This is a genomic window from Mesorhizobium sp. B2-3-5 (assembly GCF_006442395.1).
In the GTDB taxonomy this organism is placed as follows: domain Bacteria; phylum Pseudomonadota; class Alphaproteobacteria; order Rhizobiales; family Rhizobiaceae; genus Mesorhizobium.
Window position 1 is genome coordinate 25,676 of the sequence record NZ_VFVX01000031.1, and the last position, 26,368, is coordinate 52,043.

22 protein-coding genes are annotated in these 26,368 nt (G+C 64.0%); 14 read left to right on the top strand and 8 right to left on the bottom strand.

Features of this window, described 5'->3' with window-relative positions:
- Nucleotides 1-108: 108 nt before the first annotated feature.
- A complete protein-coding gene (locus FJ958_RS25515) occupies nucleotides 109-792 on the top strand; it encodes an alpha/beta hydrolase (RefSeq protein WP_140746843.1) in 684 nt (227 codons plus the stop codon).
- A 208-nt stretch (nucleotides 793-1,000) separates the two neighbouring features.
- Here the strand turns inward: FJ958_RS25515 and FJ958_RS25520 are convergent, their stop codons facing one another.
- Both FJ958_RS25520 and FJ958_RS25525 read right to left on the bottom strand, forming a co-directional pair.
- Entirely contained in the window at nucleotides 1,001-1,375 is a 375-nt protein-coding gene (locus tag FJ958_RS25520) for a GtrA family protein (protein ID WP_140746846.1), read from the bottom strand.
- Between the two features lie 3 nt (nucleotides 1,376-1,378).
- Nucleotides 1,379-2,380, bottom strand: a complete 1,002-nt coding sequence (locus tag FJ958_RS25525; RefSeq protein WP_140746849.1) for a glycosyltransferase — start codon at nucleotides 2,378-2,380, stop codon at nucleotides 1,379-1,381.
- A gap of 163 nt (nucleotides 2,381-2,543) precedes the next feature.
- Here FJ958_RS25525 and FJ958_RS25530 point away from each other — a divergent pair, with 163 nt between their 5' ends.
- From FJ958_RS25530 to FJ958_RS25570, 9 genes are all read left to right on the top strand, one after another.
- Entirely contained in the window at nucleotides 2,544-4,337 is a 1,794-nt protein-coding gene (locus tag FJ958_RS25530) for a GtrA family protein (RefSeq protein ID WP_140746852.1), read from the top strand.
- 211 nt (nucleotides 4,338-4,548) lie between these two features.
- Nucleotides 4,549-5,898, top strand: a complete 1,350-nt coding sequence (locus FJ958_RS25535) for an EAL domain-containing protein (RefSeq protein ID WP_140746855.1) — start codon at nucleotides 4,549-4,551, stop codon at nucleotides 5,896-5,898.
- A gap of 257 nt (nucleotides 5,899-6,155) precedes the next feature.
- Complete coding sequence (locus FJ958_RS25540) at nucleotides 6,156-6,923, top strand: SDR family oxidoreductase (RefSeq protein WP_140746858.1); 768 nt, start codon at nucleotides 6,156-6,158, stop codon at nucleotides 6,921-6,923.
- Nucleotides 6,920-7,864: a 2-dehydro-3-deoxygalactonokinase gene (locus FJ958_RS25545; RefSeq protein ID WP_140746861.1), complete on the top strand. Its 945-nt coding sequence runs from the start codon at nucleotides 6,920-6,922 to the stop codon at nucleotides 7,862-7,864. The genes FJ958_RS25540 and FJ958_RS25545 overlap by 4 nt, the downstream gene beginning before the upstream one ends.
- Nucleotides 7,861-8,499: a 2-dehydro-3-deoxy-6-phosphogalactonate aldolase gene (locus FJ958_RS25550; protein WP_140746864.1), complete on the top strand. Its 639-nt coding sequence runs from the start codon at nucleotides 7,861-7,863 to the stop codon at nucleotides 8,497-8,499. The genes FJ958_RS25545 and FJ958_RS25550 overlap by 4 nt, the downstream gene beginning before the upstream one ends.
- The gene (locus FJ958_RS25555) at nucleotides 8,499-9,374 is read left to right on the top strand and encodes an SMP-30/gluconolactonase/LRE family protein (protein ID WP_140746867.1); all 876 of its coding nucleotides are present in this window, start codon (nucleotides 8,499-8,501) and stop codon (nucleotides 9,372-9,374) included. Before FJ958_RS25550 ends, FJ958_RS25555 begins: the two co-directional genes overlap by 1 nt.
- A 134-nt stretch (nucleotides 9,375-9,508) precedes the next feature.
- Entirely contained in the window at nucleotides 9,509-10,567 is a 1,059-nt protein-coding gene (locus FJ958_RS25560) for a D-alanine:D-lactate ligase-like protein (protein ID WP_140746870.1), read from the top strand.
- 141 nt (nucleotides 10,568-10,708) lie between these two features.
- Nucleotides 10,709-11,119 (top strand): RusA family crossover junction endodeoxyribonuclease, encoded by a 411-nt coding sequence (locus tag FJ958_RS25565; RefSeq protein WP_140746873.1) that lies wholly within the window; start codon nucleotides 10,709-10,711, stop codon nucleotides 11,117-11,119.
- A 1-nt stretch (nucleotide 11,120) separates the two neighbouring features.
- A complete protein-coding gene (locus tag FJ958_RS25570; RefSeq protein WP_140746875.1) occupies nucleotides 11,121-11,774 on the top strand; it encodes a hypothetical protein in 654 nt (217 codons plus the stop codon).
- Between the two features lie 28 nt (nucleotides 11,775-11,802).
- Here the strand turns inward: FJ958_RS25570 and FJ958_RS25575 are convergent, their stop codons facing one another.
- From FJ958_RS25575 to dnaK, 6 genes are all read right to left on the bottom strand, one after another.
- Entirely contained in the window at nucleotides 11,803-12,090 is a 288-nt protein-coding gene (locus FJ958_RS25575) for a DUF1330 domain-containing protein (RefSeq protein WP_140746878.1), read from the bottom strand.
- 28 nt (nucleotides 12,091-12,118) lie between these two features.
- Nucleotides 12,119-12,832, bottom strand: coding sequence for an orotidine-5'-phosphate decarboxylase (pyrF, locus tag FJ958_RS25580; protein WP_181176519.1), 714 nt, complete (start codon nucleotides 12,830-12,832; stop codon nucleotides 12,119-12,121).
- Nucleotides 12,829-13,425, bottom strand: a complete 597-nt coding sequence (locus tag FJ958_RS25585; RefSeq protein WP_140746883.1) for an NADPH-dependent FMN reductase — start codon at nucleotides 13,423-13,425, stop codon at nucleotides 12,829-12,831. The genes pyrF and FJ958_RS25585 overlap by 4 nt, the downstream gene beginning before the upstream one ends.
- 233 nt (nucleotides 13,426-13,658) lie before the next feature.
- A complete protein-coding gene (gene pmtA, locus FJ958_RS25590; RefSeq protein ID WP_140746886.1) occupies nucleotides 13,659-14,264 on the bottom strand; it encodes a phospholipid N-methyltransferase PmtA in 606 nt (201 codons plus the stop codon).
- Nucleotides 14,265-14,433: 169 nt separating this feature from the next.
- Nucleotides 14,434-15,564 (bottom strand): molecular chaperone DnaJ, encoded by a 1,131-nt coding sequence (gene dnaJ, locus FJ958_RS25595; protein WP_140612585.1) that lies wholly within the window; start codon nucleotides 15,562-15,564, stop codon nucleotides 14,434-14,436.
- Nucleotides 15,565-15,867: 303 nt separating this feature from the next.
- A complete protein-coding gene (dnaK, locus tag FJ958_RS25600) occupies nucleotides 15,868-17,784 on the bottom strand; it encodes a molecular chaperone DnaK (protein WP_140746889.1) in 1,917 nt (638 codons plus the stop codon).
- 486 nt (nucleotides 17,785-18,270) lie between these two features.
- On the opposite strand from dnaK, the gene FJ958_RS25605 reads away from it, so the two are divergent.
- The 4 genes from FJ958_RS25605 to FJ958_RS25620 all read left to right on the top strand — a co-directional run bounded on the left by FJ958_RS25605 (nucleotide 18,271) and on the right by FJ958_RS25620 (nucleotide 26,272).
- A complete protein-coding gene (locus FJ958_RS25605; protein WP_140746892.1) occupies nucleotides 18,271-20,253 on the top strand; it encodes a hypothetical protein in 1,983 nt (660 codons plus the stop codon).
- Between the two features lie 10 nt (nucleotides 20,254-20,263).
- Complete coding sequence (locus FJ958_RS25610; protein WP_140746895.1) at nucleotides 20,264-24,121, top strand: hypothetical protein; 3,858 nt, start codon at nucleotides 20,264-20,266, stop codon at nucleotides 24,119-24,121.
- 223 nt (nucleotides 24,122-24,344) lie between these two features.
- Nucleotides 24,345-25,022, top strand: a complete 678-nt coding sequence (gene rpe, locus FJ958_RS25615) for a ribulose-phosphate 3-epimerase (RefSeq protein WP_140746898.1) — start codon at nucleotides 24,345-24,347, stop codon at nucleotides 25,020-25,022.
- 506 nt (nucleotides 25,023-25,528) lie between these two features.
- Nucleotides 25,529-26,272 (top strand): GntR family transcriptional regulator, encoded by a 744-nt coding sequence (locus FJ958_RS25620; RefSeq protein WP_140746901.1) that lies wholly within the window; start codon nucleotides 25,529-25,531, stop codon nucleotides 26,270-26,272.
- Nucleotides 26,273-26,368: the final 96 nt, after the last annotated feature.

Below are 26,368 nucleotides of genomic sequence, written 5' to 3' on the forward strand. Positions count from 1 at the left end.
AGCGGCATCCCGAGCTCCCGCGCTTTCAGTACGCGGCGAACCGCGGATGCCGCTCGGCCTGACCTGCAATTGCTGCAGTCCCATCAACGCGAATGTGGAGTTTCTTCCATGACTGCGAAATCTGTTATCCTGGTACACGGGGCATGGGCGGACGGATCGAGTTGGAGCAAGGTTATTCTCGATCTCGCAGCCGAGGGGTTGTCCGTGACGGCAATCCAGATGCCGCTTACGAGCTTCGGCGATGATGTCGCGACCCTGCGCCGCGCCCTTGCGCTCGTCGAAGGCCCAGTCATTCTTGTCGGACATTCATACGGTGGTTCGGTCATCACCGAGGGAGGCAATGACAAGAAGGTGGCCGCGCTTGTATTCATAGCCGCCTTTGCGCCGGACAGCGACGAGTCCGCCGCTTCGCTCGGGGAGACCGTGGATCCCCCTCCCATGGCCGCTGAGGTTCGGCCCGACTCAGCGGGATTCCTGAAACTGACCGAGAGCGGAATCCGCGATCACTTCGCCCGGGATCTTTCCGACAGTGAGAAGACGGTTCTGTTCGCCGCCCAGGCGCCTACCGCCGTTGCGTCCTTAACAGGAAAAATCACGGAACCCGCGTGGCAATCGCGCCCAAGCTGGTATCTGTTGGCAACCGAGGATCATGCCATCGCGCCCAAACTCCAGCACATCATGTCGAGCCGGATAATGGCCAAGGTCACGGAAGTCGCTTCGAGCCATGTGGCGATGCTGTCCCATCCCGACCTGGCCACCCGTCTCATCCTCGAGGCCGTTCGCGCGGTCTGACTTTCAGCCAGGCCGGCTGACTGCCCAAGACGCGGCTGGCCGCGTCGTCATCCATGCAAAAGCTTTCAAGCATCACCTTGAAAGAATCCAAGGACCGCGACTCCGCCCTCGCACGGCATCTGAGCCGAGGCCCGAGCTTCGCGATCCCCTGGATTGCGGGGGCCTCGGCCCGGTCCGGGGCGGGCTCTTTGCCAATCCGGCCAGCGCCTTAACGGTCGAAGACCAGCCTGGAATAGCCGAGGAAGGAAAGCGCCATGGCGGCCAGCGAGGCGGCGGCAAGTGCAGCCAGCGGCGGCATGGCTGGGATGGCAAACAGCAGGGCGCAGTAGACGAGATAGTTGGCGACGCTGGTGGCGATGCCGACGCCGCCATAGCGGGCGCCCTCTCGCGCAATGCCGCGGCTCGATGGCGCGAAGGTCAGGCGGCGGTTGATCTGCCAGGTGACGCAGAGCGCGAATCCGATCGACAGGATGCGGGTGCCGAAAGGCCCGAGCGGCGTGGCGGCCAGCAGCAGCCACAGTGCGGCGGCATCGGCGACCAAGCCGATGCCGCCGGCGAAGACAAACCTTGCGACGCGTCGCATCGTTCAGGCCGCGCGCGGGGTCTTGCCCGGTTCCGGCTTCTGCGCCACCGCGCCGGCGCGACGCTCGGAACGGCCCGAGGGCATGGAGAGATAGAAGATGCGCTTCTGCTCGGCCCGGCCACGCGACACCGAATCCAGGATCAGCCCCGTCACGGCCGCCAGCATCGACAGCAGCAGCAGCCCGACCGACAGCACCCAGGTCGGCATGCGTGGCACGAGGCCCGTTTCGGCGAACTCGACCAGCACCGGCGCCATCAGGAACAGGCTGGAGGCCAGGAAGAAGAGCGAAAAGGCGCCGAAGAAGCGCAGCGGCTGCGTCTCCTTCATCAGCATGACGAACATCCACAGGATCCTGGTGCCATCGCGAAAGGTCGACAGTTTCGAGGAAGACCCGACCGGCCGGCGGCCGTAGTCGAGAGCGATTTCGGCGACCGGCAGTTTGAGCTGCGAGGCGTGCACCGACATCTCGGTCTCGATCTCGAAGCCGCCGGAGACGGCCGGAAAGCTCTTGACGAAGCGCCTGGTGAAGACGCGGTAGCCCGAGAAGATGTCGGTGAAATCGCTGCCGAAGAGCCATTTGTAGAGGCTGTTGAAGACACGGTTGCCGAAAGCATGGCCGGTCCTGCCGGCGTCGTCGATCACGCCGCGCCTGGTGCCCACCACCATGTCGCAATGCTCGGTCAGAAGCGTATTGATCAGCTGCGGCGCGTCCTCGGGCGCATAGGTGCCGTCGCCGTCGGCCATCAGATAGATGTCGGCGTCGATGTCGGCGAACATGCGCCGCACCACATTGCCTTTGCCCTGGCGCGGTTCGCGGACCACGATGGCACCGGCCGCACGGGCCCTGAGCGCCGTCAGGTCGCGCGAATTGTTGTCGTAGACATAGATGGTGGCGGCCGGCAGCGTCTCGCGGAACCGCTGCACCACCTCGGCGATGGTCAGCTCCTCATTGTAGCAAGGCAGGAGCACGGCGATGACGGGTTCATGGCTGATGTCTTGCGGCATTTTCGTCTCCGGATGCCTGGCCGACCACACGGTCGCGCGCCGGAAACCGGCCTCGTCCAGGCGGTTTTACTATTTATTGAAGCCGTTAAGGCTAGGTTTAAGGCCGACTTCATGAGTGTCGATTGGCCTTGAAAGGTCCGGCATTCCCGCCAGGGGCATCGGGATGGGCACAGCAAGGGGAACTTCCACCTGGAGGTCCGATATCGCGTTCGCGCTGCTTGCTGCACTGCTGCTGCTGGCTCTCAACGCCCAGGCGGGGTTCCCGCAGCTGGCCAATCCAGCCGGGGACAATGATAGCCTGCTGCAATTGGTCGAAGTCCGTGACCTCATGGCCGGCCAGGGCTGGTTCGACCTGCACCAGTACAGGATGGGTCTGGAAGGCGGCTTCGTCATGCACTGGTCGCGGCTGCTCGACGCGCCGCTGGCGCTTGCCATCCTCGCCGTATCGGCCCTGACGGGCAGCCGCGCTTTGGCCGAACAAATCGTGCAGATCGCCTGGCCTGCCCTGCAATTCTGGCTTGCTGCCTTCTTCATCATGCGCGCGGCGCGCGCTTTCGCCGGTGCTCATGCGGTGCTGCCCGCCGTCGTCGTCGGCGGGGCGGCCCTGTACTATATCGGCATATTTTCCCCCGGCTCGCTCGATCATCACAATGTCCAGCTTGTGCTGACCCTGGCGAGCCTCGCCTTGCTGCTCGAGGCGCCCACGCACCGGCCGGCTGCCTTGGTCGCGGGCATCTGCGCCACGCTGACCCTGGCCATCGGCATGGAAAGCGCTCCCTATGCCGGAACCCTCGGCGCCGTCGTCGCCCTGCTGTTTCTCGGCAATGGCGCCGGCGAAAGGCTGATCGCCAGGGATTTCGGTCTCGGTGTCGCCGCCGTCGCGGCTTTGGTCTTCGCCATCACCGTCCCCGTATCGTCCTGGGGGCAGGCCCAGTGCGATACGTTCTCGATCGTGCAGTTCGCTCTCGCCGCGCTTGCCGGCGCCGGTCTGGCGGTCGTCGCGTCATGGAAGGCCGCCAACGCGACGCTCGTCCGGCGCCTGATATCGCTCGGCTTGCTTGCCGCCGTCCTTGCTCTTGTCGTGGTGTTCCTGTTCCCGCAATGCTTGGCCGCGCCCTATGCCAGGCTCGACCCGCGTCTCCAGCAGATGTGGCTCGGCCATATCGAGGAGGCGCAGTCGATCTTCCAGCTTGTCTTCGATGATCCGGCCAGGGCCGTGGCGCGTTTCGCCACGCCGCTGGTGGCGATCATCGTGATGGCGCTTCACTTCAGCCATGGCGGATGGCGGCGGCAGGACAGCCTCGTCGGCGCGCTGCTGGTGGCGGCGTTCCTGGTCAGCGCCTGGGAAGTGCGCGGCTCGACCTTCTCCATCGCCTTCGCGGTGATCCCGCTTTCGGCATGGATCGCCAAATGGCGGCAGCGGGCCGAGACCAGCCCGTCCGGCGGCTCGGTGCTGAGGATGGCCGCGGCCTGGCTGATCTCGGTCAATGCCATCTGGTCGGGCGCCGCCGATGCTGCATCGAGCGCCTTTGAAATCGGTGCGCCTCCCAGGGACGCCAGTATCGATTCGCCCTGCAACAGCAGAGGTTCGTTCGCCGCACTTGGGCGGATGGCCCCCACCACGGTTCTTGCCATCTCCAATCTTGGGTCACCGATCCTCGCCTTCACCGGTCATCGCGTCTTCGCCGGGCCCTACCATCGCAACGTCGCCGGAAATCTGCTCGCGCTCGATGCCTTGCTGGGCTCCACCGCCGATGCGAAGGCAGTCATCGAAAGCCACCATGTCGGCCTCGTCGCGCTCTGCCGCGGCAACCCGGAAAGCCGGCTGTTGGCGGCCAGCGCGCCGGGCGGCTTCCTGGCCGGACTGGTGCACGGCAGCGTGCCGGAATGGCTGGAACCGGTGGCTGAGACCCGTGGCGCCCCGCTCGAACTCTATCGCGTCAGGTCCAGCGGCTGAAATCCCATGCGAAAACAAAGGTTTGATGCGAGGCCGCGCCAGTTTCGCAAAGGCATCCGGCTTCGCGTTTGGGCATGATCTCCAGCGAAGGCCGGATCCCATTTTTCGGGATCATGCTCCGGCTAAAAAAAATCGTTTTCAGGATACGTTTCCTAAAGGGTTTGCTGCCAGTCTCGGCAATAAATACCGACGTCAAAAAACAGGGACACCGATGCAAACTCCGTTTGGCACCGGTCAGGCAAACAGGGAGAGCACGGATCTGGCCTTCACCGATCCGTTGACCGGGCTTGGCAACCATCGCCGCTTCTTCGACAAGGTCGATCGCCTGATCAGCGACCGTGCCGACGATCCCGCACCCTTCACCGTCGGCATCCTCGACCTCGACGGCTTCAAGCCGATCAACGATCTGTTCGGCCACAAGGCCGGTGACGATATCCTGATCCAGGTCGCCATGCGGCTGCGCGCCTCGATGGATGGCCATTCGACGGTCTGCCGTATCGGCGCCGACGAATTCGCCTTCCTCTATCCGCTGGTGTTCAGCGAGGAAGCGGCGGCGGAAAAATCCCGCATGCTGATCGAGATCCTGTCGGCGCCCTATGATGTCGGCGAACGCACCGCCAGACTTTCGGCCTCGGTCGGCTGCTCGCTGTTCTATTCCGGCGACGAGACCACGGAGATCCTCATCAACAAGGCCGAAACGGCGCTCTACCACGCCAAGCGTTCCGGTCGTGGCCGCGTCGTCGTCTATACGCGCGAGATGGAAGAGGCGGCCAAGCGCGTCACCCGCATCGAACAGGCGCTGCGCCGTGCCGTCTCGGCCGGCGAGGTGGAGCCGCACTTCCAGCCGATCGTCGATCTCAACACGCGCCGCACCATCGGCTTCGAGACGCTGGCGCGCTGGACTGATCGCGATCTCGGCGCGGTGCCGCCGACGGTGTTCATTCCCATCGCCGAGGAACGCGGCATTATCGGCCCGCTGTCGCAGCTGGTGCTGCGCAAGGCGACCGAGGCGGCGAGAAGCTGGCCCAAGGACCTGTTCCTGTCGTTCAACCTGTCGCCCTCGCAGCTCGTCGACCAGAACACCGGCCTGCACATACTGGCGATCCTCGACCGCACCGGCTTCGATCCGCGCCGGCTGGAGATCGAGATCACCGAGACCGGCCTGATGAACGACCCTGCTTCCGCCGCGCAGATCGTCGAGGATCTGCGCCGTGTCGGCATCCGCGTCTCGTTGGACGATTTCGGCACCGGCCAGTCGTCGCTCGGGCGCCTGCGCGAATTCCATTTCGACAAGCTCAAGATCGACCGCGCCTTTGTCTCTTCCATTCTCGAAGACCGTCCTTCCGAACACATCATCCGCGCCATTCTGGCCATGTGCGAAGGGCTTGGCATGGATGTGGTAGCCGAAGGCATCGAAGAGGAAGCGCAGGCCGACCGCCTGGTCCAGTTCGGCTGCGCCGGCGGACAAGGCTATCTGTTCGGCAGGCCGGCCGATGCCGACGCCACGCTCGGCTATCTCCGCGATTCCTTCCGCGGCGCCCTGCGCGCCAAGGCGATCTGACCGGCGATCCCGGCGCTGCCCACCGTCGCGGCTTCGCGCCGGGCGGGGCGCAAAGTCGTTTTGTCCGACATAAGCACGGAAATCCGACGTTTCGCCCTTGCCCGCGCGACTTGCGTGGCTAGGATGCGCGCCGTTCTGGCTACAGCGCCGCGCATCTTTCAGAACGCGCAAAGGACGCTGTAGAATTTTATTTGCGCATGATCCCTTTCCGAAGATCGATCCGATTTTCGGGGGGTCATGCGCGCGGAGAGAAAGATATGATGCCATCGGCGCATTTTCCCGACCTCGAAGGAGCGTCGGTGCTGATCACCGGCGGCGGGTCCGGGATAGGCGCCGCCCTGACCGAAGGGTTTGTGCGCCAGGGCGCCAATGTCGCCTTCATCGACATCGCCGACAAGCCCAGCGCCGCGCTTGCCGACCGCATCGAGAAGGAGTTCGGCCGGCGGCCGCTCTACCTCAAGACCGATCTGCGCGATGTGGAGGCCATGCGGGCATCGGCAGCCAGGGCGGCCGAGGCGCATGGCGATGTCACCGTGCTCATCAACAATGCCGCATGGGACGAGCGCCACGATGTCGTGGACGTCACCGTCGAGTTCTGGGACGACAACCTCGCGATCAACCTGCGGCCGCATTTCTTCACCGCGCAAGCTGTGGCGCCGGGGATGAAGCGGGCGGGTGGCGGCTCGATCATCAACTTCACCTCGACATCCTATCTCATCAACCATCCCGACATGCCGGCCTACACCGCCGCCAAGGCGGGCATCCTCGGCCTCACCAAGGGCCTGGCCGGCAAACTCGGGCCCGACCGCATCCGGGTCAACGCCGTTGCCCCCGGCTGGGTCATCACCGAACGGCAGCGGGAACGCTGGGTGACGGAAGAAGCGCTTGCCGCCCATGTCGCCAAGCAGTGCATCAAGGACGTCATGCGGCCGGACGACATGATCGGCACGGTGCTGTTCCTGGCGTCGGACGCTTCGCGCATGCTGACGGCGCAAATGCTGATCGTCGACGGAGGCTTTTTGTGAACGCGGTTCCCGCGGTAGCGGCGCTCGATTGGGGCACGACCAGGCTCCGGGCATGGCTGATCGACGGCAGCGGCAAGGTGCTTGCCGAGCGCCGTGGCGATGATGGCCTCCTCACCGCGCGCGAAAAGGGGTTTTCCAACGTGCTCGAGGGCCATCTTGGCGCCATGGGGGCACCGGAAACGCTGCCGGTTATCATCTGCGGCATGGCCGGCTCCCGGCAAGGCTGGCTCGAGGCGCCCTATGTGACCGTGCCGGCGCCACTCGGCGCCATCCTGGGCGGCGCGGCCCGGGTGCCGGATCGGAAACGCGACATCCGCATCGTCCCAGGCCTTGCCCAGCGTCTGACCGACGCGCCGGACGTCATGCGCGGTGAGGAAACACAGCTTGCCGGCGCTGGTTTGCCGGCAAAGGGGCGGCATCTCGCCTGTATGCCCGGCACGCACTCGAAATGGGTCGTGGTCGAGGATGGCGCGGTTGCCGGCTTCGGCACATGGCCGACGGGCGAATTGTTTTCGGTGCTGGCCGCGCATTCGATCCTCAAACATTCGCTGGGCGAGCAGCCCGCTCCGGTCGCGGCGGACAATCCATTCTTCCGGCAATGGTGCGAACGGGCGCTTGGCGAGGGCGGCGACGTCACTTCGAAGCTGTTTGCCATCCGTGCCGCCGGGCTCCTGCAGGACCTGAAGTCGCAGGATGCGGCGGCCTGCCTGTCCGGGCTTTTGATCGGCGGCGAGATCGCCTCGGCCAGGCGCCGCTATGGCACCGGCGATGCGCCGGTCGTGCTGATCGCTTCCGGTGCACTGGCGGGGCTCTACCAGGCCGCGCTGGTCCTTGCCGGACTTGATCTTCGCACCGTCGACGCCGATGAGGCGGTGCGTGCAGGGCTTATCGAAGCCGCGCGCGAGAACGGCATGATCGCCAGAACCGGAGCTTTGGCATGACCGAGACCGCCCCATTCCCGAAGCTCAAGCGCGGGCTGGTCGCCATCCTGCGCGGCCTGAAGCCCACCGAGGCGATTGCCATGGGGCAGGCGCTGTTCGACGCCGGCATCGAAGCCATCGAAGTGCCGTTGAATTCGCCTGAGCCATTTGCCTCGATCGCCAGCATTGTGGAAGCGCTGCCGAAAACGGCGCTGGTCGGCGCTGGTACCGTGCTGACTGCGGCCGATGTCGACAGGCTGCACAAGGCCGGCGGGCGGCTTCTGGTCAGTCCCAACATCGATGCCGAGGTGATGGCGCGCGCGATGCATCATGGCATGGTGACCATGCCCGGCGTGTTCACGCCCACCGAGGCCTTCCAGGCGATCCGGCTGGGCGCTTCGGCGCTGAAGTTCTTCCCGGCGAGCGTGCTCGGGGCATCAGGCATTTCCGCGATCCGGGCCGTGCTGCCGGCGCAGACCCTGGTCGGCGCCGTCGGCGGCGTTTCGGAGAAGGATTTTGCCGGCTACAAGGCGGTCGGCGTCACGGTCTTCGGCCTCGGCTCCAGCCTGTTCAAGCCGGGCATGAGTGTCGATGAGGTGGCGATACGCGCGCACGCCGCCGTATCGGCCTGGGATGCGGTGTTCGGAGACGCATGATGAGCGAGGTTTCGGTTTTCTCCGATCATATCTGCCAGCTCGGCGAAGGGCCGAGTTACGATCCCGCCACCGACGCGCTGTTCTGGTTCGACATCGTCAACGGCCGTCTTCTGGAAAAACCGGTGTCCGGCGGCGCGCGGAAGATCCATGAGCTCGGCCAGATGGCGAGCGCCATCGCCATCATCGATGAGCAGCGACAGATGATCGCCACCGAAACCGGGCTTTTTGTCCGCGAGGTCGCGACCGGCAGGATGATGCTGCACACACCCATCGAGGCCGACAATCCGCTTACCCGCTCCAACGATTCCCGTGTCCACCCCTGCGGTGCGCTGTGGACCGGCACGATGGGCAAGAAGGAGGAAAAGGGCGCCGGTTCGATCTATTGGTTCCTTAAGGGCGAGTTGCGCCGCCTGTTTTCGGACATCACCGTGTCGAATTCGATCTGTTTTTCGCCGGATGGCGCGCTCGCCTATTACACCGATACCGCGACCGGCCTGTTGATGCGCATCGCCTGTGATCCGGCGACCGGCCTGCCCGCCGGCGAGCCGAATGTGTTTGTCGATCACCGCTCGGCCAAGGGCTATGTCGACGGATCGGTGGTCGACCGCGACGGCGTGCTGTGGAACGCCGTCTGGGGCGGCAAGGCGGTCAAGGCCTATGCGCCCGACGGCACGTTGCTGCGCGAGTTGGCTATGCCGGTGACGCAGCCCTCCTGCCCCGCCTTTGTCGGCAAGAACGCCGACCGGCTGGCGGTGACTTCCGCCTGGTCGGGCAAGGATGAGAAACAGCGGCAGCTCGATCCGCAGGCGGGCATGACCTTCCTGCTCGATATCGACGTCAACGGCCGGTTCGAGCCGCGCGTGCTGATCGCCTGAACAGGCCGGGCGATCCGCGCTGCTCATCCTGGCGGTGCTGTCACGCAGGCGTCCGGCTTGGGTCGGTTTCGCGAAAGCTGTTTGCGTCGGCCGTGCGATGGTAGGCGATCACAGCGTCGGGAATCATTCATCTCATGTCGAGCCACAAGCCAAAGCTGATCCTTGTCTACGAGCCGGAAAAGGCTTGCTTCGATCACTTGATCGCCGACGGTTTCGCACCGCAGCGCGCCACCGAAATCTCGTCCTATCTGGCGCAGTCGACCGATCTCGCCCTCGAATTCGAGGCGCTGGCCGCCGCCTGCGGGGCGCGCGGCCTGTCCTTTGCGCCGGTTGCGCTCGACGATGCGGCCCAGGCGCTCGATGGCGAGGATGCGCGGAACACGCTGGTTTGGACGTTGTCTGACGGCATCGCCTATTTTCGCGGCGGCGCCGCGCCCGCGCTGGCCAGGCTCAAGGGGTTGCGGACGATCGGTGCCGATGATTCGCTGTTCGCGCTCTGCCAGGACAAATTCCGCTCCGGCGCCGTGCTTGGCGCGCTCGGCCTGCCGGTGCCGTCGGCGGGTCTTGCCCGGGATGGCAAATGGCTGGTCGAGCCGCCGGCTTCCGCCGCCGGCTGGTTCGTCAAGCCCAACCGGCTCGGCGCCAAGATCGGCATCTGGCCGGATTCGCGTGCGGCTGATCTCGGCCATGCGCTGGAGCTCAGCCGGCGTGTCTTCGCCGCCTATCGCGACGACGTCGTCGTCCAGCCCTATGTCGCCGGCCGCAACGTGCGCGCCAGCTTCCTCGGGCTGGTGCCGGAAGCAGGCGTCGAGGCGCTCGGCATCGCCTTTGTCGATTCAGGCGCGGATTTCCAGACCATGGCGGACAGCCTGGCGCTCTATGGTGAAACCGGCGAGGCGGCGAAGGCGGCCGGAAATTATGTCGAACCGGAACTCGTTGCGGTTGCCGATGCCCAGCCGGCCGCCGACGCCAGCATCAGGGCGATCGCCAACCAACTGATCAGCGGGCTCGGCCTGCGCGACGTGTTCTCCGTCGATCTGCGTGTCGAAGCCGACGACACCGTCCATCTCATCGAATTCGAGGTCTGCCCCGGCCTGCCTTGCTTCGATTTCCGCGCCTACTGCCGCTCGCAATGGGGGTTGAGCCTGGCTGACGCTATGGCCGAGACCGCGGCGAACAGGCTGCTGGGCTAACCGCGCCTTGACGCTTTCCGCTCTGCTTTTACGATCTGATTCGGGCAATATGTTTGCGACGATTAATAGCTAGCCTATGGAGTGTGGTGCTTCTCGCAACATGATAGAGAGATGCTAAATACCTGTCACAGAGGGGGATGATTGGAACCTGAATTCCCCATTGACTTCATCGTGTATGGCACGCCGCCTTCACTCCAGCGTAAGGGGGTAAAGGGGAAAACCGAGTGGAAGCAGGCTGTGAAGGACGCATGCGCGCCTTTGCTTCCGGAAATGCATTTCGCCACAGCCCGTCCGCTAGGAGTTACGCTCTACTATTTTCCTGACGGTGAGATGGAGGGCGATATCGACAACATTGTGAAGCTCACTTTGGATGCGCTGTGCATGTACCTCTTTCAGGACGACCATCAAATTGAACGAGTTGTCGTTCAAAAGTTTGAAGCCGATAGAGTTTTTACGTTCTCGTCGCCGTCCGCGACACTAGTCGATTGCGCCCTGGGAGATAAGCCGGCGCTCTATATACGGATCAGCGACAACCTCGATGAGGGACTATGACATGAGTGATGCAAAAGCTGCTGAGACCGAAATCCTGCGAAACGTTGCCGCAGAACTCAAAAGTGACGGGTATGATGTAGTGCTAGAGCCGCCTCCCGGCGCACTGCCCCCCGCGCTAAAAGACCTTCACCCTGACGCCATCGCCATAGGTAGAGAACCAAACCTCGTGATTGAAGTCACGGGCGCGGGGCAACAAGCTACCGACAAAGTACGAGCTTTGCGCGAAGCAGTAAGCCATGAGAACGGGTGGGTTCTTAGGGTAATATATAACAGCGGTGCCCATGAAAAACGCCTTTCGGCTCCGTCGATAGAGGAGTTGTTCTCGACGTACGAGATGATCCCACAATTGCAAGGTATTGATGAGCGCGCTGCCTTGTTGACCGGATGGGCCGTTCTCGAAGGGTTAAGCCGCTCAGTTGATCCGACGCAATTTGAAAAGCGGCAAACTCCAGGTCGAATCGTGGAGCGGATGTCGGCTATGGGGCAGCTGCGGCGGGAAGAAAGCGATCTGCTCAGAAAGCTAGCCACCAAAAGAAATGACTACATTCACGGTGGCCTGGACACAGTTGTTACGAATACCGAAGTATCGCGTTTTTCAAGAGTGCTTGCCAGATTGCTAAAGGAAGCTCAACGACGGGTGGTGCCCACGAGCTAGTCCTCCTATCACATTGGCTTGACGGCGTTCAAACGCCTTCGACCAGCACGATCTCGCCATCGGCGACCTTCTGGCGGATGGCGACGGCGCGCTGGTATTCCGGCGAGTGATAGCAGTCATGCGCGACCGCGAGCGATTCGAATTCGATGATCACGTTGCGTGCACGGCCAGGCCCTTCGGCCTTTTCATGCGCGCCGCCGCGCGCCAGGAATTTCGCGCCGAAGCGGTCGAAGGCCAGCTTCGAGGCGGCGACATAATCCTTGTAGCCTTCGGCGTCGCGCACATCGACACGAGCGATCCAGTATCCCTTGGGCATGTTTTTTCTCCGGGTTTGTATCGGGGCGTCAGGCCGAGCGCATTTCATCGAGGATGGCTTCGGCCGCTTCGCGTTTGTTGGGCGCGGCGACGATCGGCCGGCCGACAACGAGGTGGCTGGACCCGTTCCGGATCGCTTGTCCCGGCGTTACAACGCGCTTCTGGTCGCCGTGGTCGCTGCCCATAGGCCGGATGCCGGGCGTCACCACAGCCATGTCGGGCCCGACGATGCGGCGCACCGCTTCGGCCTCGGCGGCCGAGCAGACGATGCCGCCCATGCCGGCATGCAGCGCCTGTTCCGAGCGCCTGAGCACGAGCGTGTGCGGATCATACTCATAGCCGACGTCGATCATGTCCTGCTCGTCCATCGAGGTCAGCACGCTGACGGCGAGCAGGCAGAGGTCGCTGCCCCTGGCCGCTTCCACCGCTGCCTGCATCGCCTTTGGATAGGCATGGATGGTCAGCATGGTCATGCCCATCCTGACGATGTTCTCGACGCCCTTGGCCACCGTATGGTCGATGTCGAGCAGCTTCATGTCGAGGAAGACTTTCGTTCCGCCGCTGGCCAGTTCCCTGGCGAAGTCGAGGCCGCCGGCGAAGGCCAGTTGATAGCCGATCTTGTAGAAGGAGACGATGCCGTCGAGCTCGCGCACCGCCTGCTCGGCTTCTTTCACGGTCGGCAGGTCGAGGCCGACGATCAATCTTTCCTGCATGGATTGGGCCTGCATGGTTGCGGCGTTCACGCCTCGATGCGCGTGGACAGCATGCGGGAGGTTTCGATCAGCGTGCGGCATAAATGCTCCATCGAATTGTGCAGTCTTTCGTCACGGAAATGGCCGTCTGCGTCGAAGGCGTCGCCTCCATCGGGCACCGAGCATTCCGTGGTCACCACCTCCATCTGGCAGCGCACCAGCACGGCGCGCAGATGGTTGATACAGCGGATGCCGGCAAAATGGCCGTTGGAGGACGAGCAAAGGCCGGCGACCTTGCCGGCAAGCGGCCTGACCGATCGGCCGCCATCCCGGCGCACGCGGCTCACCCAGTCGATCGCGTTCTTGAGCAACGGCGGGATCGAGCCGTTATATTCCGGCGTGGCGATCAGCAATCCGTCATGGGCGGTGATCAGCCGCGCAAGCTTCTGGGCGTTTTCCGGGACGCCGTTCTCCTTTTCCAGGTCCTCGTCGAGGATCGGCAAGGGGTAATCGGCGAGCGAAATGCGGGTGACCTCGGCGCCTTGTACCGCGAGTTCCTTCTGCGCCACGTCAGCGGTCCTGCCGCTATAGGCGCCGCTGCGCACCGAGCCGGCGAAGACGAGGATTTTCGGGATCACTGCCATTGGCTCCCCTTGTTCCCGGACAGGTACAGCCGGAGGCTGCGCAAATCAACGCTCCAGCCCGAAAATCGAAAACGATCTGGGCGCAAACGCGTGAGGGTGCGTCGAGATTCAGGTCAGGCCGAGTCGAAAATGGCTGATGCCGAGAACCGGAGCGGAGCGTACTTTCGTACGTGAGCACCGGAAGCGCAGGTATCAGCCATTTGCAGGCGGCCTCACCTGAATATCGGCGTACCCTAATGCGCCTCGCGCCGGTAGATCCACAACTGCGTCGGCGGGATGTTGCGGAAGATGAAGTCGAAATGCTTGACCGTGTAGTTGCCGCGGCCGGCCGGGATCGGCGACATCGGACCATAGGTCAGCTGCACGACCGGCCGTCCGGCCGGGATGCGGTCGAGCAGGCTCTCTATATAGGCGATGCGCTGGGCGACCGGGAAGTTGAGCAGCGGCACGCCCGAAACGACGGAATCGAAGATCATCCCGCTTTTCTCGCCGAGCGTGGCGTTGAGGTTGAAGGCATCGCCCTCGATGACGTTGACGCCGGGATAGAGCCGGCGCAGATGGCGGACGAAATCGGCGGAATATTCGACCGCGTAAAGGTTTTCGGGCCGCACCCCCTGCGCCAGGATGGCGCGGGTTATGACGCCTGTGCCGGGGCCGACCTCGAGCACCGGCAGGCCGGACCTGGGATTAACGATAGAGGCCATCTTGCGGGCGGTGATCGAGCTGGTCGGAACAATCGAGCCGACCGTCTTCGGCTTGTCGATCCAGCCCTTGAAGAATTTGAGTTCGTCGTCGAACTTTTCGGCAAGCGCCTTCCGCAGTCCGTGACTACGCGTCATGCAAGCTCTCCTCAGCGCTCCCCTTGAAGCTACTTAACACCTGGTTGACGCAAGGCAAGGCGCGGCCATGCCGACGTCGTGGATAAGATAGATTTTGTCGCGCCTCAAAATGCGCGGTTTCTGGCGGCACCCTCGCGCTTCCGCCCAATGCAGAAGCCGGGCGGCGTGCTCAATGCTCGCCAAAGGATTCGAAGAAATCCTTCATGCGGGCGAAGAACCCGCTCGATTGAGGCGAATTGTCCTTCGATGAGAGTTGTTCGAACTCCTCCAGCAGTTCACGCTGGCGACGGGTGAGGTTCTGTGGCGTCTCGACCGCGGTCTGGATGTAGAGGTCGCCGACATTGGGCTGGCGCAGCACCGGCATGCCTTTGCCCTTGAGCCGGAACTGACGTCCGTTCTGCGTGCCTTCCGTCACCTTCACCTTGGTCTGCGTGCCATCAAGCGTGGTGACCTCGAAGGAGCCGCCAAGGGCGGCGGTGGTCATCGAGATCGGCACCTTGCAGTAGAGGTCGGCCCCGTCGCGCTGGAAGAATTCGTGCGGCTTCACCGCCAGGAAGATGTAGAGATCGCCGGACGGGCCGCCGCGCAGGCCGGCCTCGCCTTCATTGGCAAGCCGGATGCGGGTGCCGTCCTCGATGCCGGCCGGAATGTTGACCGACAGCGACCGCTCCTCGGTGACGCGGCCCTGGCCGGCACATTTCGGGCACGGATCCTTGATGGTCTGGCCGCGGCCCTGGCATTGCGGGCAGGTCCGCTCGATCGAGAAGAAGCCTTGCGTGGCGCGTACCTTGCCGTGGCCATTGCACATCGAGCAGGTGACAGGCTGGGTGCCTGGCTTGGCGCCGCTGCCCGAGCATTCCGAGCAGGAGATCGAGGCCGGCACGCGGATCTGCGCGGTCTTGCCGGAAAACGCTTCTTCCAGGGTGATTTCCATGTTGTAGCGCAGGTCGGCGCCGCGCTCGCGGCCGCCCGACGATCGGCGCTGGCGCCCGCCCATCATGTCGCCGAAAATGTCCTCGAAGATGTCGGCGAAGCCGCCGGCGCCAAAGCCATGCGCGCCGCCATTCATGCCGCCCTGTTCGAAGGCGGCGTGGCCGAACCGGTCATAGGCCGCGCGCTTCTGCGGATCCTTCAGCGTCTCGTAGGCTTCGTTGATTTCCTTGAACTTGTGCTCGCAGGCATGATCGCCGGGATTGCGGTCGGGATGGAACTGCATGGCGAGCTTGCGAAAAGCGCTCTTCAGCTCCTTCTCGTCGGCGCCCTTTTGCACGCCCAGCGTTTCGTAGAAATCAGCTTTCATTTTTTCCCGCAGTCCGGATGCTCAACGTCTTGATGCATGTTGTTGCGTCGTTTGCCGGCACGTTGTCTCGATTTAGGAGCGGTGCTGCCCCGATGCTAGAGCCGGCACGTTTCTGTTCGTGTTTTTCAGCGATTTTTCTGCAAGGGGTTGCAAAAAAGCCCGGCTTTGCGCCGGGCTTCCTACAGCGCCGCGCGTCCTCTCGGACGCGCAAAGGACGCTGTAGCACCTTTGAGTGGGCGCATGATCCTTTCCAAAATCGATATCGATTTTGGGGTCATGCGCATTACTTCGCCGTCAGGCCGTTCAGGCCGACTTCTTCTTGTCGTCGTCTTCGTCGATTTCCTCGAAATCGGCATCGACCACATCGGAGTCCTTGGCGGCGTCAGCCTTGGCGTCGGCTTCCGCCGTTTCCTTCTGCGAGGCCTCGTACATGGCCTGGCCGAGCTTCATCGAAGCTTCCGCAAGCGCTTGGCTCTTGGCCTCGATATCGGCCGGGTCATCGCCCTCGGCCGCGGTCTTCAGCGCCGCGATCGCATCGGCGATCGCCGTGCGGTCGGCCTCCGAGACCTTGTCGCCATATTCCTTCAGCGACTTCTCGGAAGAGTGCACCAGCGCCTCGGCCTGGTTGCGGGCCTCGACGACGGCGCGACGCTTCTTGTCGGTCTCGGCATTGGCCTCGGCGTCCTTCACCATCTTCTCGATGTCGGCGTCCGACAGACCACCCGAAGCCTGGATGCGGATCTGGTGCTCCTTGCCGGTGCCCTTGTCCTTGGCCGAGACGTTGACGATGCCGTTGGCGTCGATGTCGAAGGTGACTTCGATCTGCGGCACGCCGCGCGGCGCCGGCGGGATGCCTACCAGGTCGAACTGGCCGAGCGCCTTGTTGTCGGCGGCCATTTCGCGCTCGCCCTGGAAGACGCGGATGGTCACGGCCGACTGAGAATCCTCAGCGGTCGAGAACACCTGGCTCTTCTTGGTCGGGATCGTCGTGTTGCGCTCGATCAGACGGGTGAACACGCCACCCAGCGTCTCGATGCCGAGCGACAGCGGCGTCACGTCGAGCAGCAGCACGTCCTTGACGTCGCCCTGCAGCACGCCGGCCTGGATGGCGGCGCCCAGAGCGACGACCTCATCGGGGTTGACGCCCTTGTGCGGTTCCTTGCCGAAGAACTGCTTCACGATCTCCTGGATCTTGGGCATGCGGGTCATGCCGCCGACCAGGACCACCTCGTCGATCTCGCCAGCCTTGAGGCCGGCATCCTTGAGCGCCGCCTTGCAGGGGTCGATGGTGCGCTGGACGAGGTCTTCGACCAGGCTTTCGAACTTGGCGCGCGTCAGCTTCAGCGTCAGGTGCTTCGGCCCGGTCGCGTCGGCGGTGATGAAGGGCAGGTTGATTTCGGTCTGCGTCGTCGACGACAGCTCGATCTTGGCCTTTTCAGCCGCTTCCTTGAGGCGCTGCAGGGCGAGCTTGTCGGCCCTCAGGTCGATGCCCTGCTCCTTCTTGAATTCGGCCGCCAGATACTCGACCAGACGCATGTCGAAATCTTCGCCGCCGAGGAAGGTGTCGCCATTGGTCGACTTCACCTCGAACACGCCGTCGCCGATTTCGAGCACCGAAATGTCGAACGTGCCGCCGCCAAGGTCATAGACGGCAATGGTCTTGCCATCCTTCTTGTCGAGGCCGTAGGCGAGCGCTGCCGCGGTCGGCTCGTTGATGATGCGCAGCACTTCGAGGCCGGCGATCTTGCCGGCGTCCTTGGTCGCCTGGCGCTGGGCATCGTTGAAATAGGCCGGAACGGTGATGACCGCCTTCTCGACCTTCTCGCCGAGATAGGCTTCCGCCGTCTCCTTCATCTTCTGCAGGATCATGGCCGAGATCTGCGAGGGCGACTGCTTCTTGCCGCCGGCCTCGACCCAGGCATCGCCGTTGTCGCCCTTGACGATCTTGTAGGGGACAAGCTTCTTGTCCTTCTCCGTCACCGGATCGTCATAGCGGCGGCCGATCAGGCGCTTGACCGCGAAGATGGTGTTTTCAGGATTGGTGACCGCCTGGCGCTTGGCCGGCTGGCCAACGAGACGTTCGCCGTCGCTCGAGATGGCGACGATGGAAGGCGTCGTGCGCGCGCCTTCAGCATTCTCGATCACTTTCGGCTCCTTGCCGTCCATGATCGCGATACACGAGTTGGTGGTGCCGAGATCGATACCGATTACTTTTGCCATTTTTCTAGTCTCTCCGCTAAGCAGGCTTTCAGGACCCGTAAGGCGTTCCGGCGAAAGCCCCTGTTCACAAGAAATCCCGTTCGGCAACCGGTATTCCGGCGCCGGACGGCTTGGCGCGTATATAAGAACAGCCAGCATCGGGCGCAAGCATTCTGCGCGAGGCTTCCATGAACCTTTCCACTCCGGCCTGCGACTGACGTCCAGGTGCCGCATGGCGCGGCCCGGAAAGGAAGCCCAATGACCAGCAATCCAGAGACTCCAGGGTCTCCGGGAACAACAGGAACTCGGCGCGGCCACCGCCTTCGGGACGGGGTCGATGCGCTGGGCTTTCGGCTGATTCCGTTGACCCTGCACAGGAGCAGGCGTATCGTGGAAATGAGGAAAGCAGACAATTCGATCAGGGAAGAACGTGCCGGAACGCCGCGCCTTGCCCTGGTTTGCGCGGCAACGCCGGATGTTTCTCCCGTGGCTAACGGGGGTAGCGCCATGTCTCGCGTCCGCGGCACGCTTGTGTCCTCTCTGAACAGCGGCGTGCGCGGTGCGGCGCGTGTTGGCGGCGGATTGCTGGCGCTGGCATTCACCGCCAGCCTGTGGCTTGGCGGCGCCCAGGCGCAGGAGAGCCAGACCCGGATCATTTATCCCGGCTCGATGGCGGTCACCGGATTTTCCGGCACCATCATCCCCAATCTCGACCCTCCCGATTCCGAAAGCGGGGGCTTGCCGCCCGGCGTCGATCCCGTCGATGAAACCTTCATCGACACCACCCAAGCCACCTTGCGCGTGTTCGACGTCTCCCATCTTGGCGGGCCGGCTTCCGGTCAGCTCGTCTTCACGCCGCCGCCATTCGAGGTGACGGCGGGCCAGATCGGCCAGGTGTTCGGCCTCACCTACGACGACGGTGTGCGCGACGGCGTTCCGTCGGGCATTCCCAACCTCTACGCCGCCGCCACCTCGCTGCATGGCGTCGAGATCGTCACGCCGGACGCCGACAAGGACGGCAGGCCGGAGCGGCAGCGCCGCGGCAAGGCTGGCGCCACTTTCATGGACGGCCAGTTCGGCACCGAAAACGGTGGCGGACCGGGCACCATCTGGAAGATCGACGGCATCACCGGCCAGGTCTCCAAATTCGCCGATGTTGGCACCAACAGCGGTCCCGGTATCGGCAATCTCGCCTTCGATCCCAATCACCGTCAGTTCTTCGCTTCAGACCTCGACACCGGCCTGATCCATCGCATCGACGCCAACGGCAAGCTGATCGACACGTTCGACCATGGCGTTGCCGGGCGCCCGGCGCATGGTCTGGCTCCGGTCGCCGATGACGGTGCGGTGATGGACATACAGGGCGCGGCCTTTGACGCCGAAGACCCCGAGACCTGGGGCTACACACAGGACGGGCGCCGCGTCTGGGCCGTCTCCTATCATGGTGGCCGGCTCTACTATTCGGTCGGCGAAAAAGCCGAGATCTGGTCGGTGGGCATTGCCCGCGACGGCACCTTTGCCGGCGACCCGCGCTGGGAACTGACGGTCAAGGCCGACAAGGACTACGCCGTCACCGACATCGCCTTCGACAACAGCGGCTTCATGTATCTCGCTCAGCGCGGCCCGGTCGAAAACCGCTATGACTACAGCCGCTTCGCCGATTCCGGCAAGGGCGAGGCGATCCGCTACTGGCGCGAAAATCCCGGCGATCCGGCGACGGAATCGGCCTGGGTGCAAGTGCCGCAGGAATATGCCGTCGGTTTCCCGCAGGCCAACCGGCAATCGGCTGGCGGGCTCGACCTGCAGTATGGCTATGACGCCGACGGCAATCTCGACACCTCGGTCTGCACGCAGACGCTCGTGAACACCGGCGACCGATTGCGTGACAATCCAGCACTCGCAGAGAAGCTCGCCGCCGGCGGGCCGCTCGCCGTGCATGGCGTGCAGATCACGCCCAAGGACCTGGTCAAGCCGGCCAATGTGCCGCCCTTCGGCTCCTGGTTCGTCGACTTCGACGGCTATTTCGAGGATCCCGAAGTGGAAAGCCATGTCGGCGATGTCGCCATCTGGCATCCCTGCGAGGGCCGCGCCGGCTATTATGAAGATATCCCGGGTGGCTATCTGCCCCCCTTCTACCCGCCGGACTTCCCACCGCCCGGAAATCTGCCTCCCTGTCTCAATGTCGACGACGTCCAGTATTACTGCACGCCCTCAGGCCTCGAGGCCGATCTCTATCTCCATGACCATGCCGGTTTCGGCGGCGATTCGATCAAGGTCCAGTCCAGGACGCCAGGCGTTGGGGTGACCACACCCATGTCGCATGCGCCAGGCAGGCCGTACACGATCGGCATCACCGGCCACAGTCCAGGCGACAGGGTCGATGTTGGGCTTTGCTTCTACAGGAGGTCCGACAAGGACAAGGGTGGCTACTACCCCTGCTGCAAGATGACCTTGCCGCTCCGCACGCCAGCCATCAGCTGCGAACGTTGAGGAGGGAAAGATGACCATTCTTGCTCCTTCCCCGCTCGCGGCAAACCCTCAAAGAACCGTCATGGAGACGATCATGAAACCCCTGTCATATGCCAGGCGCGGTGCGCGCTGGCTGATGGCGGCCGGTATCGCGGTCGCTCTCGCGCCCGCACTGCCGGCTGTCGCCGCCCAGGACGTCCAGGCCGCCAGCCCGGATGTCCAGCCGCTGCAGTTCGACAATCCACGCATCATCAATCCTGAACCCGGACGCGTGGTCCCCTTCTTCACCAAGACGGGCGGCCAGCGCGGCTGCGACTACGTCTTCTACACCTTGACCTTCGGTCTGCGCGGCGATCCCCAGAGCTTTGCCAACCCAGGCCTCGCGGCCGCATTGAAGGCGGCAAAACTCGAATTCAAGGACCAGCTTCCACATGGCCTCTCGATCGTCGACGTGCAGGTCGCCGGCGACGGCACGGATGCCTCCGGCGGGCCCTTGCCCGGTGCCGTCATCAGCAATTCGGCCGGTCCCAACGATACGGCAACGGTTTCCGATTTCCGGATTTCGGCTTCCGACCTCGATGGCTCGGGCGCGCTGAACGAACGCGTCATCACCTTCAGGATCACGGCCAAGATCGACCATGCGGCGTTCCCCGCGCCAACCGTGGTCGACAACCAGGGCCTGATCAAGGTCACCGTCGGCACCGGCACGGGCACCATCATCCCGTCGCAGGATCCGGGAAAGCCGGATGACGGCGACCTGCTGACCGGCGAAAAGACCTCTGTCCGCATCGACGTCACCAAATGCGAACCGCCGCCCCCACCCCCGACCGACCATGAATGCTTCAAGGTCGAGCGCGGCACGGTCGATTGCGTGCCCGGCGGCGGCGCCTTCATCTACCACATGCCGGTCGGCCCGGAGATGGGCGGCAAGTGGGTGCAGCTTTCGACGACGACACCAGGCATCGCCATCATCCCCGACACCCAGCAGGTGCCGGCAGGCGGCGGCATGCTCAACTGGAAGATCGTCGGCGCCTCACCCGGCGAGACGATCCACATCATCGTGACCGGCATCAACACCTATGCCGGGCCGAAAGAGGGCTGGGGGCTCTGCTGCACGCAGACCATCGACATCGTCATTCCGCCCGAGCTGAAATGCCCGCCCAGGGACAAGGAACCGGACCTCAAGGTGGAAAAGCATGCCGATGTTCCGCGCTGCACGATGGCCGGCGGTTGCGACTTCACCATCCGGGTCACCAATGTCGGCACCGCGCCCTATAACGGCAAGATCGTGCTCGACGAGGTGACGCTGCCGGCCGGCTCGACGCTGAGTTCCGGGCCCAATCCGCCCTGGGTCTGCGTGCCCGGCACCACCCCGATGACATGCACCTATCCGGTGACCACGCTCAATCCGGGTGCCTTTGTCGACCTCACGCTCGGCTTCAAGCCGGCCGCGGGCTGGCAAGGCGGTGTCCTGCGCAACTGCGCCGCCTACGACTACGCGGCCAGCGGCAAGCCGCTGTTCGGCAGCCAGGCCAACGACCGCGGCTGCGCCTCGATCCCGATCTGCCGCCGTGGCGATCGTGACCGCGATTGCCAGCCGCCGGTCGAGAAGAAGGTCGACCTGATCCTGAAGAAGCGTGCCCGCTCGGAAGTCTGCACCGCCGATGGCGTCTGCAGCTTCGTCATCGACATCATCAACAATGGCTCCGCTACCTATAACGGGCCGCTGACGGTGATCGACAATTACCCCAGCGGCGCGCCCACATCCTCGACCTTCGGCCCGAGCCCGCCCTGGACTTGCGGCCCGAATGGTCCCGGCCAGTTCCGTTGCGACAATCCCGGCATCTCGCTGCCTCCGGGCGCCTCGACGCCGATCGTCGTCAAGGCGGTGGTGCCGGCCAGCTATCGCTCGGACATGATCGAGAACTGCGCCGAAGTGAAGCCCATCCCCGGCGAGGCCGATCTCACCAACAACAAGGCTTGCGCCAAGGAACGCATCCGCCATCCCAACGCTGGCCAGCCTGGCCTGCGCATCACCAAGGTGTGCAGCGGCTCGCTCGCCGGCGCAGCAGTGGTCTCCTGCCGCATCACCGTCACCAATGCCGGCACGGCTGCCCCCACCGGTCCGGTGCGGGTCAACGACGCCGCTACGTTGGTATCCGGCGGAGCGCCGGTCCAGATCCAGACCGTCACATCAGACGGCGCGGAATGGGCGTGCGGTCCGGTGCCCGCCAACACGCTGTCGTGCCAGCTTCCCGGTGCCGTCATGACACCCGGAACCTCCAGGCACTTCGACGTGACGGTTTCGGCCGATGGCGAGTTCGAGAACTGCGCGCGCGGCTCCTACGGCCCGGCGCAGGGCGAGGACGCCGTCTACCCGATCGGCCAGGCCTGCGCCAAGGGCGGCGGCTCCTCGACCATCCGCGTCGAAAAGACCGGCGACCGCGAATGCCGGCCCGGCCAGCCCTGCTCGTTCGACATCACCATATCGAACGATGGGACAAGCCCCTTCTCCGGTCCGGTCCGCATTGGCGATGCGATCGGCGTGGAAGGGCTTGGCCGACTGGATGCCGTTGCGATCACTTCGATCGACCCACCCTTCGGCTGTTCGCCCGAACCGACAACCTTGCCTGCCTCCTGCATCGCCAACCTGACGCTCGGTGCCGGCGAAAGCCACACCCATCATGTCACCGTGGTCATCCCTGACGATGGGCGGCTCGCCAATCTGCAGGGAAACGCCAACGGGCAGAACTGCGTCGGCGTTCTCTCCCCCGACACACGGGTGCAGGGCGGCGGCGACGTGCTGTCCGGCGACCAGACCAACCTGCAAGGCGAACGCGGCAAGGCCTATGCGTGCCACCCCTTCACCATCACCCATGAGGTGAAGAACCAGTGCTCGTCGGGCTTCGTCATGAACAATGCCGGCAGGTGCGTCTGCCCTGAAGGCACCACCTTCCGCAACGGCCAGTGCACTGGCGGCGGCACCAAGCTCCTGCCGCTTCCCCTGCCGCCGCCGCCACGCTGCGTGCTGCTCGAAGGCCAGATCCGCACCGAGGATGGACGCTGTGTCTGCCCGCGCGGCACGGAGCTGGAGAATGGCGTCTGCGTCAAGACGAGCAGGCCGAACTGCACGATACCTGGCTCGGTGCCGAGCCCGGATGGCAATGGCTGCACCTGCCCCGATGGTACGTATCTCAACAGACAGGCGAATGCGTGTGTGAGGGGCGGGCCGAAGCCGCAGCAATGCACCATCCGTGGCCAGATCCACGACGCCGAGGGTAATTGTGTCTGCCCGCAAGGGACCGAGGTGCGCAACGGTGCCTGCCGGCCGATCCGGCCGAAGCCCGACCGGTGCCGCATCCCCGGCCAGATCCGCAATGCCGATGGCGATTGCGTCTGCCCGCAGGGGACCGAGTTGCGCAACGGAACCTGCCGACCGGTCCGGCCGAAGCCAGACCAGTGCACGATCCGTGGTCAGGTCCACGACGCCGACGGCAACTGCGTCTGCCCGAGGGGTACCGAGGTGCAAGGCAACGCCTGCCGGCGCAAGCAGCCGCAACTGGAGCAGTGCGATATACGCGGCCAGGTCCACAACAAGCGCGGCGAGTGTGTCTGTCCGCGCGGGAGCGAGGTGATCAACGGCGCCTGCCGCGGGCAGCAGGTGGAATGTGCCCCGGGCTCGCAGATGATCAATGGCCAGTGCCAGCCGATCATCAGGCGGCGTTGCCCGGAAGGCACGGTCGGGCGGTATCCGAACTGCAGGCCGATGCGCGGACAGCCGTCCCTGGAGATCAACCCGGGACTGCTGCTGCAGGTACTGCCTCGGCGCATGCCTCAGGCCGAACAGGATCCGGTACCGAACAGAATGCTGAAACTCCAGCAGCAGTAGCCATCTGCTCGACGCCAGATCAGAGACCCGCCGGAGCAATCCGGCGGGTTTTCTTCATGGCCCCGAGACAAGCAGGAACTGGCTGCAACATGATCGCAGACCCCGCACCGCCGCCCAAGCCTGTGGAGTCGCCGTGCCTGCACTCTCGACAAGTCAGCCGCCGCGCATTAGGCAGTCGATCGAGAGTGAGCGATATGAAAAGGGCGCCCGGAAAGGCCGCGAGATGAGCAAAAAAACCCTGATCGCCCCTTCGGTGCTGGCTTCGGACTTTTCGAGGCTCGGCGACGAGGTCGAGGCCGTGGCGGCTGCTGGCGCCGACTGGATCCACCTTGACGTGATGGACGGACATTTCGTGCCCAACATCACCTTCGGGCCGCCGGTGATCAAGGCGATCCGCGCCCGCACCAAGGCCTTTTTCGACTGCCACCTGATGATCGCGCCTGCCGATCCCTATCTCGCCGCCTTCGCCGAGGCCGGCTGCGACGGCATGACGGTGCATGCCGAGGCCGGGCCGCATCTCGACCGCTCATTGCAGACCATCAGGAATCTCGGCAAGAAGGCCGGTGTGTCGCTCAATCCGGCGACGCCGGAAAGTGCTGTCGAATATGTACTCGACCGGCTCGATCTGATCCTGATCATGACCGTCAATCCGGGCTTCGGTGGCCAGGCCTTCATCCCGGGGATCGTCGACAAGGTGAGACGGGTCAAGGCGCTGATCGGCGACCGGCCGATCCGCATCGAGATCGACGGCGGTGTTTCGCCGGAAACGGCCCCCTTGGTCACCGCCGCCGGCGCCGACGTGCTGGTCGCCGGCGCCGCCATCTTCAAGGGCGGCAGCGTCGAAGCCTATCGCGCCAATATCGAGGCGATCAGGGCAGCGGCCGACAAGGCCGCCGGCTGACACGTCACGGGTTGCGCCGTTTAATTCCAGCAGGCCGGCGAGAGCCATTCTTGGAATGTGCATAGCGGTTTTCCGTCCGGAATTGCATGGCACCAAGGCTTGGAGCGGGTCGACGCGTTCCATCAGACGCGGAACCGGCGCCAAGGGCTCGCGCGGGCACGATGGGTCGAGGGCCTGCTGCCGAATCGCCGGGCCGGACGGGAGGCATGGTTCGGCTGCATTGCCGGTGTCCTTTGCGCGCGGCAGAAAAGGTGATCGCATGGGTACACAAGCACCAGATGATTCCGCGTGCATACAAAACAGGCTAATTTTCTACTGGTTGTACGGCTTCACAAATTCGCGTGATCAGCGGCGGTTGGGGACATATTTCTTTGTTCTTAAGTACAATAACGCTATCCTCTGCTTGAGCGCCCGGAGGCCGGCGCTGTATGGTACATGTACGGAAGGGGAAATGTTTTTCGGACTCGAATTGCCCAAGACAAGAGTTGGGGGACAAGGAGTCGCTTTTGACATATGGCGCTGCCAACCTGAACGACGACAGCACAGGATCCAAGAGCACGCTTGCCAGCACGGTCTATCATCAACTTCGTGACGATCTTCTCGCAGGCAACCTGGAAACCGAAAGCAAGCTACGGGTCGAGTGGGTTGTCTCCAGATATGGTGCCGGTGCCTCTCCGGTCCGTGAGGCCCTAAATCGCCTTGCCTCCGAAGGGCTGCTCGGCCGCCACGACCAGCGCGGTTTCTTCATCATGCCGATCAGCGCGGCGGAGCTCGAGGAGCTGACGCGCACCCGCTGCTGGCTCGAGGAACGGGCGCTTCGTGAATCCGTTGCCCATCGCACCGCCGAATGGGAAGAGCAGCTGGTGCTGGCGCTGCATCGCCTGGGGCGGGCGTCGCGTCTTTCGCCGCAGGATCTCTCCTCGCTCGATCCGGATTGGGAGAAGTTGCACCGAACCTTCCATCGGGTGCTGATCTCGGCCTGCCGGTCGCACTGGCTGGTGAGCTTCTGCGATCAGCTTTCCGATCACGCCTACCGCTATCGGCAAATGGCCAATGATGGCGAGAGCGTTCAGCGCGACGACTTTGCCGAACACCGGCTGATCGCCGAATGCGCGCTGGACGGCAATGCCGACGGTGCCGTTCAGGCCCTGATCGATCAGTACCAGCTGACCACGGCCATGTGCATGGAACGCTTCAAGCAAGCCGGGGATTCAAAGGCCGCCACCCCGCCCCACCGCACCAGACGGTAACGGCCGGGTCCTTTCGCGTCTCATCGCCGCGACCTTTGCCGCGATCCGGTTTGCTGGACCCGCGTTCGCGGTCTTGACGGCATGGCTGGGAAACGC